The organism is Janthinobacterium psychrotolerans (assembly GCF_001677885.1).
GTDB classification, from domain to species: Bacteria; Pseudomonadota; Gammaproteobacteria; order Burkholderiales; family Burkholderiaceae_D; genus Janthinobacterium; species Janthinobacterium psychrotolerans.
Window position 1 is genome coordinate 234,961 of sequence record NZ_LOCQ01000054.1, and the last position, 12,106, is coordinate 247,066.

The 12,106-nt window shown below is 50.4% G+C and carries 8 protein-coding genes and 1 pseudogene; 4 read left to right on the plus strand and 5 right to left on the minus strand.

Features of this window, described 5'->3' with window-relative positions:
* Positions 1-21: 21 nt before the first annotated feature.
* From ASR47_RS12790 to ASR47_RS26485, 4 genes are all read right to left on the minus strand, one after another.
* A complete protein-coding gene (locus tag ASR47_RS12790) occupies positions 22-825 on the minus strand; it encodes a DUF4198 domain-containing protein (RefSeq protein ID WP_150127790.1) in 804 nt (267 codons plus the stop codon).
* Positions 822-1,358, minus strand: coding sequence for an EF-hand domain-containing protein (locus ASR47_RS12795; protein WP_065308156.1), 537 nt, complete (start codon positions 1,356-1,358; stop codon positions 822-824). The genes ASR47_RS12790 and ASR47_RS12795 overlap by 4 nt, the downstream gene beginning before the upstream one ends.
* Before the next feature lie 76 nt (positions 1,359-1,434).
* The gene (locus tag ASR47_RS12800; RefSeq protein ID WP_245714340.1) at positions 1,435-3,750 is read right to left on the minus strand and encodes a TonB-dependent hemoglobin/transferrin/lactoferrin family receptor; all 2,316 of its coding nucleotides are present in this window, start codon (positions 3,748-3,750) and stop codon (positions 1,435-1,437) included.
* 1,037 nt (positions 3,751-4,787) lie between these two features.
* Entirely contained in the window at positions 4,788-5,468 is a 681-nt protein-coding gene (locus ASR47_RS26485) for a toll/interleukin-1 receptor domain-containing protein (protein ID WP_082988898.1), read from the minus strand.
* 915 nt (positions 5,469-6,383) lie between these two features.
* Between ASR47_RS26485 and ASR47_RS27700 the strand changes: the two genes are divergently transcribed.
* From ASR47_RS27700 to ASR47_RS12810, 3 genes and pseudogenes are all read left to right on the plus strand, one after another.
* Complete coding sequence (locus ASR47_RS27700; RefSeq protein WP_065308158.1) at positions 6,384-8,054, plus strand: hypothetical protein; 1,671 nt, start codon at positions 6,384-6,386, stop codon at positions 8,052-8,054.
* Between the two features lie 307 nt (positions 8,055-8,361).
* A pseudogene (locus ASR47_RS26490) lies at positions 8,362-8,778 on the plus strand (integrase core domain-containing protein); the annotation flags it as partial.
* A gap of 123 nt (positions 8,779-8,901) precedes the next feature.
* On the plus strand, positions 8,902-9,852 hold the full coding sequence (locus tag ASR47_RS12810; protein ID WP_065308159.1) for a restriction endonuclease: 951 nt from the start codon (positions 8,902-8,904) through the stop codon (positions 9,850-9,852).
* A 182-nt stretch (positions 9,853-10,034) separates the two neighbouring features.
* On the opposite strand, the gene ASR47_RS12815 is transcribed toward ASR47_RS12810, so the two are convergent.
* Positions 10,035-11,306 carry a DNA adenine methylase gene (locus tag ASR47_RS12815; protein WP_217270559.1) on the minus strand — a complete coding sequence of 424 codons (1,272 nt, stop codon included), beginning with the start codon at positions 11,304-11,306 and terminating at the stop codon, positions 10,035-10,037.
* Positions 11,307-11,724: 418 nt separating this feature from the next.
* Between ASR47_RS12815 and ASR47_RS12820 the strand changes: the two genes are divergently transcribed.
* A partial coding sequence (locus ASR47_RS12820) for an IS21 family transposase (protein WP_483790118.1) occupies positions 11,725-12,106 on the plus strand: 382 nt, incomplete at its 3' end.

A 12,106-nucleotide genomic window follows, 5' to 3' on the forward strand; every position in this document is an offset into this window, starting at 1 on the left:
AATCCGACAACATCGATGAAGTCACTGATCCAGTACGCGGAACGTCAAGGTGTAATTGTTGCCGTACATCGGCGCGGCTGCGCCGGCCGGCGCCGGTGACTGGTAACGCACCAGGGCGAGATACAGTCCGGATTTCGTCAATGGCAACGCGACTTTTCCGTCGGCATCGGTGGACAGATGTTGCACCGTGCTCTGGCTGGCCAGATCCATCGCCGACCGATACACACTGACCTTCTGCTTCGGCAGCGGCTTGCCGTCATAGTGCACCACGAAGTCGAATTTCTCGTTGACGTACAGATCGCCCGGATGCGTGATGGCGACGATTTCCAGTCCTTTGCCGACTGGCGCCAGCGCCTTGGTCGATGGCTTGCCGGCCGTGACATACGCCTCGGCAACAGACAGCGACTGATAGTGGCTCAGCAGCCTGGCGTCCGCCGGAATGACCTGCTTCGGATCGCGTGCGGACTCGGTCTTGCCGTTGCGCTCCCAGGTGCGAAACACGGCGCCCAGCCGGGGTCCGGTGCTGAGGCGATACGTGCCCTTCTCGTCGGGCAGTATTTGTTCGGCAATCGTACGTTGCTTGAACTGATGGATGTCGCCGAACGCGATGCGCGCGCCTTCCGGCGTGATGATCGAAAACGCCGTCTCGCCAAACGCCACGGCGGGGACAAAGAATTTCTCGGTGAACCCCGCATCGACCCCGATCGTCTCCTTCGGCTGCACATCGAAACTGCTCGGCAACAAATAGGGTGTATGGGCGTGTGCCGTCAGCATGACAAAAGACGAGGTGGCAACGAGCGCGCGCAGCAACAATGGTCGCATCATTTCTTCTCTCCATCGGCCTGATCGATCTTGCCGTCGCCATTGCTATCGGTGCGCTGGAAGGTTTTCCCGGCAATCGCGTTTTCTTCCGCCAGCGTCAACTTGCCGTCATGGTCGGTATCGAGAATCTTGAAGCGCACATGGGCCTGCTTGATCGAGCCGGCGTACTTGTCGTCCTGGGCACGGCCGGCGTACTGCTGCTGCAGGCGTCCTGCGAATTCGGCCACGTATTCATCTTCGCCGAGCACGCCGTCGTGATTGGTATCGGCTGCCGTGTAGCGCTGCGTGCGTACCGCGTCGTATTCTTGCCGTGTCACCACGCCGTCGCGGTTGGCGTCGAAACCGCCGATAAATGCCGACAAGCCATGGCCGCCGGCGGGCGCCGCCGGTCCTGCGGCCGCGCTTGGCGGCTGTGTTGCTGACTGCTGTTCCGCTGGCGGTGGCGCCGACGTACAGGCGGCCATCAGGGCCGCCACCATGGCCGCCATGGCGAGACGGCTGGCGCGTGCGCCGTGTGTGGTTTTCTGCTGTTGCATGCATACCTCTTGTAAATAAGATGTGGATAGCGTCAAGGAGCATCCCGCCGGCCCGGCATCGGGCCGGCAGGACACCCTAGAACGCCAGGTTCAATGACAGCGCTGCGGTGCGGCCCGGTTCAGTCAGCAGTTCGATGTCGCGCCGGTCACGCGCGACCGACGGCTGCAGGCTGCGTGCGCTGGAATAATCCCAGTAACGTTTGTCTCCCAGGTTGTAAATGCCGGCATCGAGGCGCATGTTTCTGTTGAGCTGCCAGTAGCCGATCAGATCGAAAGACGCATGGCCCGGCACGCGGAACAGTGCCGTCGTGGCATCGGCCAGCGCCGGCCCCGAGTTATTGTAGGCATCGCGGCTGGTCGCCACGGCCTGCTTGCTGCCAACAAAAGTGCCGGTCAGATTCACGCCCCACGCTTTCATCGGCGCATCGTAGCCGGCACCGATGATGGCCTTGCGCGGCAACACGGACTCGAGTGGAACGTCCTTGTCGCCGGCATAGCTGGATTTGGCAGTGCCGCGGCTCAGGCCCATGGCCCAGGTTGTATAGATGCCTTTGGCCTGCGAACTCCATTGCCCGTGGTCGAGCCGTGCGCTCAGTTCGAAGCCGTAAATTTTCGCATCGTCGCGGTTCTCGGCCTGGTAGATGGTGCCGATATGCGCCGGCACCTTGGCAAACATGGCCGGAAACATCGCGCGCCCGTAGCGGGTGTAGGCGATGAAATCCTTGTACTGCGTGTAGAACAGCGACGTGTTCAAGGTCACGCCCGGCGTGGGCTTGCCCTTCAGGCCGATCTCAAAAGCATCGCTGGTTTCCTGTTTCAGGTGTTGATTGCCGATCAGCGCGTACTGATTGTTGGCGACATAGTTGCTGGCCAGGTTCCATGAGCCGAAAATCTCGCCGGCCGATGGCGCACGTCCGCTGCGCTTGTACTGCGCATACGCCGCCATGGCCGGCGTGACGTCGTAGCTCAGGCCCAGGCTGGGACTCCAGATGGTGGTGCTCGGGGTGCCGTACATCTTTTCCACGTCGGCGGGTGTCAACACGCCCGAGACAAAGTTGTCCAGGTCACGCGTCTTGATCCTGGCGTAGTCGCCGCGCAGCGCCGGGATCAGCACCAGGCGATGGCCGCCAAGGTCGAAGCCGATGTGATCCTGCACGAACAGTCCCGCGCGAACGGTCGTGGTGTCCGGTTGCGGCTTCATGTAGCCGGCCACATTCCATGGCCGCTCCACATCCTGCGTCGACGCGTTCAGTCCATAGCTGAGATAGTGCCGGCCCAGCCGCTTGTTGACCACGCTCGACAGCCCCCAGGTGCGCGTCTTGTTTTCGGAAACATTGCGCACACCGGCCTTGGTCGCCACCGTCTGCGTGTCGGTCGTGTCTTTCGTCCCGGTGCTCTGGAAATACAGGCGCGTATCGGCCTGGTCGGCCCAGGCGTTGTTCGGCGTCCACTGGTGCATCAACTGCAGCGTGTTGCGGCTGGTGTCGCTGTGTTGCTGCGAGTTTTCGGTAATAAAGCTGCTGGTGGTATCCCAGCCGAAGAATGACGTGTCGTTCTTGCGCCGGTACAAATCGGCAGAAAGTTCGAGCCGGTTGGCCGCATCGATGCGCAGTGCGCCCTTGAGCAGCAAGGCATCGGAATGCCAGTCGTTCGCCATGCTGTCGACGCTATCGCTGTTGTTGCGCGTGGCATGCCCGTCGCGCCGCGAATAACTGACCAGTCCATCCAGGTTGCCGCTTTTGCCGGCGGCGGTCACGCTCTCGTTCCACGAGCGGTCGGCCGAGTCGTAGCCCACTTTGCCGCCGAAATACGACACCTTGTCGCCGCGCAGATAGTCGTCCGCCGACTTGGTCTTGAAGCTCACGGCACCGCCGATACCACCCGCCGAGCGCGTGGCCGAGGTGGTGCCGGAGAGGATATTGACCGAGGTGAACATCTCGGGATCGATGAAGTCGCGACCGACCCCAAACGAATTGACCCCGGCCCGGCTCACATAAGGTCGAGTCGTGGCATCGGGCATTTCAATCCCGTCGACATCCATGCCGACCCGGTTGCCTTCAATGCCGCGAATGTTGTAGCCGGTCGTGCCGGAACGGTCAAAGCTGCTGCGGTTGCGCGTGGTGCCCGCCGCCGTGCCCGGCGCGGACACCAAAGGCTGGTTGCGCACCACATCCTTCATGTTGTTGGCGCGCTCGAGGGCGTCGCCACTGAGCGTCGTCGATGTGCCAGGGTCGGCCAGAGCCTGCTCGGTCACCTCGACGGGCGGCAGCGTCTGCAAGAACGGCGGTTTGCTATTTTCCTGGGCAAATGCCGGCGCCAGGAAAAGGGTCGAGATGGCGCAGGCCAGCGAGGTGCGAACCAAAAGGGGAGTGCGGCGATGGCGTGCAGCCACGCGCCGCTGCGGGAGCGTATCCCGTAAAGCGTATCCGGTCATAAAGTCTCTTCAGGCTTGTTTTTGGCTGGATACCTCCTCTTTGGCGTTGCGGGGATTTCTGGCTGGCAAGGAAGTGTACGCTAAATGGGAATGATATTCATTAACTTTTTTAGGAGGGATACGGGAGTTGGATTGGACGCATGCGTCGCTTGAGCTGCGCTTAGTCAAAGTGGCAGTGAGGGCCAAGTCTGCCACGCGGAAACAGACTGATGCGCTGGGCGCCGTAAAAGTATGCTCAGTCGAAAGCTAATCAGAACCACACAGGCGCACTGCAGGCGCGCGAGGCTGCCGCGTACCCGCAAGCAGTGTGTAGATTCGAAGCGTGCAGCCGAAAAAAAAGAGAGGGGGATTCACATCCTAGCTCAGAACCCGCATATATCCTAGATTATGGCAATTTGAAATTTCCATATACCCCAAAACATCCCCTTCTGACATACGCATCAACCGCTATAAAACCTTCTGGCCTATCCCTCGAAACCGAGCGTTCATGCAGGTCTGCAGGATGTAAGCATCGCGCTGTAGATGGAAATGCGGCAGCTTGTCGAGGGTGTGGGTGCCGTACGTATGTAGTGAGCATTCAAACCGTCTAACCTCCCCATAGAAAAGAATGCCGGTGTACGGCTCGACAAAATTTGGCACATGGATATGGTTGGAAATGCAGAGACACAGCAAACCAATTAAGAATATTATATTTCAGCTCTTTTACGACTAACAGAATATCTGCATCCCAGCACTTCTAAGGTACGCCAGTAACTGGGTGCAGGGACGAATGAGCCAGGTAGTTGCGACTAGCAGAAGGTCTAAAAATCTAGCTTTACGCATTAAACTTCGTACAAATTCTAAATTAATACATTGCGTTTCTCTGTGCATTTAGTTGCTTAGTTTTCTTCTAATAGCATTTGCTATCTCTGGCAATGCTTTGCCATCATCCCATGTTAAGTAACGGTAAGCTTTCATCATCACATGCATCTTATCAGGATCTACTCCCGCATTGATCATAAGGACCTTTTTTTACTTTTCATCATCTCCATAAAGAAAGATGAAAACTCATTTATAGGCCAACCACTAGAGCTATCGAAAAAATTATCGGTCAATATAAAAATTCCAACATTTGCATTCTCAATTCCTTCATTTACCTTTATATAGATGCTATCACCATAGTCTATTTCATAACTATCTAACCACGTACCAATACTCTCTGCTTGCAAATAAGCATTTAAAGGATTGACAATAAACTCCTTGTCTTTGGAGGAATGGCTAATAAAAACTTTTGATTCATTTTTCTTCATAGATTTATATTGAGGATGTTTTGATTCTAGATATTCTCTTTCAGGCCAATGAAATAGAAATCCTGATTCATCACAAAAAGCGGAATCTACCATTGCCTCATCAATAAATGTCAGCATATTGAAAGAAAATGTGTTTTCCAAAAAAACGTTGTGACGCCTCATTTTTTCTGGATAATTTTCACGAAGCCATTTTTCAAATATTACGGGATTTCCTTGAAGGTTAACAATAATCGAAAATTCTAGGCAATATGGATTATTATTGACCACCGCCCCTACCATTGTTGCATAATCCTTATCGAAATTATTCAAAACACCTTTGACAAATTCCCTTTCTTTTATACGTGATCCATATTCACATTCAAATAAATACATATAATTATTTTCCATATTCCCGTATTTTCATTATTCAATATTTTTCGATATCGACTATAGGATTTGCTTAGGCTGCGATCCTGTTTTCTATATGGTAAAGAATGGCAATTTTTAGTGTTTCACTATTTCATGAAGATAAGTGTATTACACTCTTTACTCTAGCAAAGGAAATTCTTTCCGGCAATGCATATCTGTACGATTTACGAAATGCAAAATCCATTCGCTGAAGATGGCTTCCTGATAATTTTTGTTGATATGACATTGCAAGTACGAGACCATACAGCATAAGCGATCAAAATTTCTGGCTTAAACGCCGCGTACTGCGGAAGATGGGCGTCCCGCTTATAAGTGGAAATCCGGCAGGTTGTCGGGGCCGTACGTAAAGAGCGTCTGCAACTTGTACCCTACTCACTGCTCCCTAATCACCACGCGGGATTACAGCCGACAGGCAATCAGGTGTAGGGGAAATTGCGATAGTTGGCTGAGCAGATGTGCTCACGCGACCTACGGACTTCACAAGCGTTGGCTTCTGGCCTACGCTCCCGAGGATGCAACGCCTACTTCTTGGACGCTTGTGACCGAGTATATGTAGACAAAAATGTGATGAGGACACTCTCTCTGCCTCCCACGATTCATTCAGTCTGCAATTTTTTTCAGTTTAGGGCTGCTAGCAGCTCTTCTGCCTCACGAGGCTAGCCACCTATGGCATAGAAACAGTGTCTTTAATGAAATTACGTTCGTGAAGTGATGTGTTTGATGCTATGGAAATCGGGATACCACCCAAGTATAGGAAACATCTGTATCCTATCAGAAAGAGCGCTGCAGTCAGATCAGTAGGCTTATGCCTGAGTGACGCATTAACCTGTTGTTAGAGAGCGATCACTAATAATTTGTTAAATAATACCGATAAACATTTAACACTGGGATAACATGCAAAATTACTTGCATTCTGCAATTGACACCATCTACCGCAAGGATGATGAACTGATAATTATTGGATTGACCGGTCGAACTGGAAGCGGTTGTTCAACAGTCGCGCAAATTCTGTGCTCGGAACAAAACGAAATTCGACACTCATTGCACGGAAGTGATTCACCCCCCAACAATGAAGCACGTAAGCAAAAAATCATCAAACGTCACTTCGACGTAACTTGGCAGAAATTCGAATTGATCCAAGTACGTTCCGTTATAACGTTATTCCTGATTGAGGAAGGCGTTGTTAATATCATGTTCAAGCTGCGCGAACTTTTGAAGGATGAAAAAAAACTCAACTTCGGCGAGCTAGAAACGTCCCTTAAAAAAATTGAGGCGTCACTAAATGAAGAAAGAACGTCGAAGATTCCAGAGCTGACCATTCAGTTCTACACAATGACGCTACCGAACCTTTGCGCAGAATTGCGTGTCGTACTCGGCGAGAGCGCCTTCATCAAATTGTATCAAGAAATCGGTAAAAATATTCGATTGTCCGGATCTGCACTAAACGCGAGCCTTGTTGATGGGAAATTCTTCACCCTAGCTGAAAAAATCAATACAATCATTAAGCATATAATTACTTCCAATAAGCAATTAAAGAAAAGTACTCTGATCGTAATCGACGCCATTCGTAGCAATCTTGAAGCGATGTTTTTTCAGGATCGATATGCTGCCTTTTATTTAGCTGCCGTTTCATGCCCTGACAACCAGAGAAAGCAGCGGCTTTATACGCTAAAATTTTCGGATGACGACGTAAAAATTATTGACAAAGAGGAATATGTTGCGCGAGATCTGAATAATACTACTACTTATTCTGTCCAAGATATTCAGGCTTGCATCCAGCGTGCAGATATTTACATTAGTAATCCAGATCAAAATAATGAAGTTTCAAAATACTCGAATCTTTCTGATCAAATCATTAGATTCGTTTCCCTAATGAAACGGCCAGGTATTGTAACTCCCACTTCGGTAGAGCGATGCATGCAGTTGGCTTATACGGCTAAACTGAATTCCGGTTGCATATCAAGACAGGTAGGTGCTGCGATTACCGATAAGAATTTTTCGGTGCAGGCTATCGGATGGAACGACGCTCCCTATGGTCAAGTTCCTTGCGTGCTACGAAATCGTGACGATCTCATTGCTGGCCAAGATCAGAAAGCCTACAGTGAGTACGAGAAAAATGATAAAAAATATCTTGATCATTTGAAAAAAAATATTGATGTGTATATCCCCATTAAAAAAACAGGGCGGAATATTTCTTATTGCTTTAAATCGGAATATAACACACTAACAGGTGTCAAAAATCAAGTTCATACACGGTCGTTGCACGCGGAAGAAAACGCCTTCCTACAGATTTCCAAGTATGGTGGCAGGGGCATTGAAGGGGGCCTTCTGTTTACGACTGCTAGCCCATGCGAACTGTGCGCTAAAAAAGCTTATCAGCTCGGGGTTACTGCTATTCACTACGTTGACCCTTATCCTGGGATTGCCATAGATCACGTTATTCACGGTGGCACGCAAAATCCTAAAATGGTTTTATTCTCTGGAGCCATTGGACGCGCATTCCACCGCTTATACAATCCAATCTTGCCATACAAAGATGAGTTGAGTGCTTTACTGCAAAATTAACGTCGTCGCCAAGGAAAAAAGTGCCGCGCCCTCAGGAGGCGCGACTGACATACAAGTCGTCCTCCAAATAGCAGTAACGAGACGTTGGCCAAATGGTGTAGATGAAAATGCAATGGCGTGTTCAATGCAGAGCGTGAACTAGGATGCAAGGGTGCGTGAGGAGCCTTTTAACCTTCTGACCTCCCTCTTGAAACCGAACTTTCATGCTGGTCTTCAGGATATAGGCGTCACACTGTAAGTGAAAATGCAGGAGCATGTCGAGGGTGTGGGCTCTGTGCGTAGGTGTTTATATATGGGTGATCATATTCCCACTCGCAGCCTGCCATTTTTCAGGACCAATGGCAGCCAGTTCACCGACCGCTTTAGCAGCAAGAAAAAGAAACGGAAACGGGCGACCGGATTCCCAGCAGCAAGCACGCGTTTGACGTCCTACGTAAACAGCTGGCGATCGAACATCGTCTGATCCCGCCACGTCATCCGCAGACCAACGGCATAGTGAAACGCTTCAACGGCCGCATCAGCGAGGTCGTCAATCAGACCCGTTTCGCATCCAGAGCCGAGCTCGAATCAACACTGCGCAATTACCTGAAAATCTATAACCACAACATCCCACAGCGTGCTCTCAACAACGAAACGCCAGTTCAGGCAATGAAGAAATGGCAGGCGAAAAAAGCCAGAATTATTCGTTAAACGTGTTTATAACCAGGCGGGTCTTGACATCTAGCCGATGCCGCTATCTCTTGTCTTGCAGAAATAACGTATCATTATGCCTACCAAGAAATGGTTTTTCTCTCACACAAGGTGCTATCCTTGATGCAAGTTAATTATTTGCGCAATAGCGTCGAACATGACAATCCCAGACTATCAAACATTAATGCTCCCCTTCCTTCGAATCGCAAAAGATGGCATGGAGCGTCGATTCAGAGATGCAGTCGAAGTCCTAGCAGAGGAATTCGCGCTCACGGACGAAGAACGCAATATCATGCTACCGAGCGGCACTGCGCCTTTATTTGATAATCGCGTTGGCTGGGCACGCACATATCTCAAACAAGCAACACTCCTACAATCCAGAAAACGGGGTTTTTTTCAAATAACGACAAGAGGCATGGAACTTCTTGCAAAAAAGCCATCAAGGATCGATAACTCTACCCTTGAGCAATACCCTGAGTACTTGGATTTTAAATTGCGCCGTGGTGAACTACGATTTGAATCAAAAGCTTCCGACGCAAATCCCAAAGCCTCAAACCTTGAATTGGCTGAACGTCAGTCAGATTCCACTCCGGAAGAACTATTCTCCCAAGCTTATCAACGCCTGCGCGGCAATCTAGAAGCCGAACTACTAGAGCAAATCAAAATGTCGTCTCCTGCATTCTTTGAGCGACTAGTGATCGATCTACTTGTCGCCATGGGATATGGGGGTTCTCGTCGCGATGCTGGAAGTGCAATGGGAAAAAGCGGCGACGGTGGCATTGATGGAATGATTAAGGAAGACAAACTGGGTTTGGATGTGATTTATGTACAAGCCAAGCGCTGGGAGGGAACCGTTGGACGCCCCGAAATACAGAAATTCGCGGGTGCATTGCAGGGACAGCGAGCAAACAAAGGCATCTTCATCACGACATCCTGTTTTACCCGCGAGGCAATGGAATACACGAAAATTATCTCTACGAAGATCATCTTAGTTGATGGGGAGCAGCTCACTTCTTATATGGTCGATCACAACGTCGGAGTATCGCCAGTAAGCAGTTTCGACATAAAACGAATCGATTCTGACTATTTCGAGGGAGAAAATGTGTAACGTGCGTCAATACCCATAATGGCTACTTGCCAGCAAAACCCAATCTCAGATCACCAAAAATTTATGCCGGCTTTGCTCCGCTTCGCATTGGAACCGCCAGGAATATTTTGTGAAATTGAATATGAAATTCTGCTAGATAAATTACAAAAAAGAAGGATTAAAAAATATATCGCACGCCTACTTTAAAGCTTCTTCGCAATAATCAGTGACTCCATGACTTTGCGAGACCGGTCCTTACTTCTCCCCATCGTCATGTGCGTGTGGTTCATCTCTTCAAACCAAACACGATAACCTCGCCCGAATGTATTGTTCGCAAGTCCAATAAGCTCATCAATATTAATCATGCCAGTATTCGAATAACTCAACAGCAAATCGCTCTTAGAGTCTTTGACCCCTTCAAACATATCAACGAACGCCCCCTGAACCTGCGTCTTGATGCAGAACGGTGACTGATGACGATCTACTCGATAGCGCCCCTTAACAACCGAGTCTTTCATGAATTGAAGCTCTGGATAATCGTATCTAACAAGCGTTTCCATTGCATGATAGAAGCGCGAGTAATGAACAAATGCATATGGAGGATCGGCGTAAACGACAGACTTCTTAATCTTTCCAAGACACACGCGATAATCGAGCGCAACCAACTCATGGTCTAGGTCAACCACGTGTTTCAAGTGCCATGCGAGTAACAAATCAAACTTACGTCGGAAAATTACTGGAACAGAAGTGCGGCGATATTTATTGATATCTGCCATACCCTCGACCGTCTTCGCATCGCGGTACTGAGCGTAATGTCCCGTTCCTTGGCTAGTATACGCCATAGCATGGAGCAAGCAGGTTAGCCCAAAATTGAAGTCGGCCTTGAGGATATGCCCATCTTGGTATAGTCCATCCAACACCTCTCGAATGGCATCGATCCATATACATTGCTCCGCGCTCCACCAAGTCCCGGAGTATATTTGCGTAAAAAGATGATGCGATGTGCTGAACTCCTTCATCAGCAAAGATCGATTGCACTTCTCAATTTTGTTGAATGATGCAAGCGTCGATGTCGCAGGATAGTGCATCGTGGCTGGTAGCTCCGCAATGTTTCGCTCTGCAATTACGCTCGCCAGAGCGACCAAATCGAAGTTACCGATACTTTCAGCCCGCTTGAGATATGTACTGGCAATGACGGACGAATACTCCTGAATGTCATTCGATACCACTTTAAATCTATCACCAAAACCAGCGGTAATAGCACATGCCCCTGCAAAAAGATCGACCAAGGGGCGACCGTGAGCACTGACTGCAGAAAGCCCATCACCGACGAAATCCAAGATTTGGGCTTTTGATCCCATGTATTTGATAACTTGCGGATACGCGCGAGGCTCGTACTCGCCGATGGTTTGCCCACCGGAGCTTACCGGCATCTTCAATGCATTTTTGATATTTTTTTCAACTAGTAGCTCCATCGACTCTTTCTTTCTAAGCAACTGCGTTTCCGAGGGACTGGATCTTTTTCGAAAAGTATGATAACCCAAGATGGAATCATACCAAAATTATTCTTCATTGTTACTCTTTAGAACACCTAACATAACCTACTGCGCGTCGCGATTTATGGCCTCCGATGCTCACTTGGGTATTCCGGACGAACGTGACCAGTGATTCCGGCATCGTGACCAGCCATTCCGTTTGAACGTGACCGCCCATTCCGGGCGAACGTGACCGATTTCGGGCATTGTCCGGAATCAGCGGTCACGATACCGGAATCGCTGGTCACGATGCCGGAATGGTGTTGTACAGCGCAGTGATGACGTTACGCATTTTGCAACCGAACGGGTAGGCTCCCAGCTTTTGACTGGAGATGGCGTGCCCGCACCGAGGATCAATATGCGTAAAATTAAGGACGTACTACGACTCAAACTTGACGCCAAATTGTCGCACCAGCAGATTGCCAATGCACTTGGCCTGTCTAAAGGTGTGGTCACGAAGTACGCCGGCCTGGCTGCGGCAGCTGGCCTGGACTGGCTCACTGTACAAAGCATGGACGAGGCGGCACTGGAGCGGCGCCTGCTGGTCGGCGCCCAAAAGGCGAGTGACTATGTGCAGCCCGATTATGGCCGCCTGCACCAGGAACTGCGCCGTAAGGGCATGACGTTGATGCTGCTGTGGGAGGAGCACCGCGCCGACTATGCCGATCGCCAGACCTACGGCTACACGCAGTTCTGCGAAAACTACCGCCGCTTCGCCAGGCAGCTCAAGCGCTCGATGC

Coding starts and splice junctions, on each gene's coding strand:
- ASR47_RS12790 (WP_150127790.1), bottom strand. CDS start 825: ATGATGCGACCATTGTTGCTGCGCGCGCTCGTTGCCACCTCGTCTTTT.
- ASR47_RS12795 (WP_065308156.1), bottom strand. CDS start 1,358: ATGCAACAGCAGAAAACCACACACGGCGCACGCGCCAGCCGTCTCGCC.
- ASR47_RS26485 (WP_082988898.1), bottom strand. CDS start 5,468: ATGGAAAATAATTATATGTATTTATTTGAATGTGAATATGGATCACGT.
- ASR47_RS27700 (WP_065308158.1), top strand. CDS start 6,384: ATGCAAAATTACTTGCATTCTGCAATTGACACCATCTACCGCAAGGAT.
- ASR47_RS12810 (WP_065308159.1), top strand. CDS start 8,902: ATGACAATCCCAGACTATCAAACATTAATGCTCCCCTTCCTTCGAATC.
- ASR47_RS12815 (WP_217270559.1), bottom strand. CDS start 11,306: ATGGAGCTACTAGTTGAAAAAAATATCAAAAATGCATTGAAGATGCCG.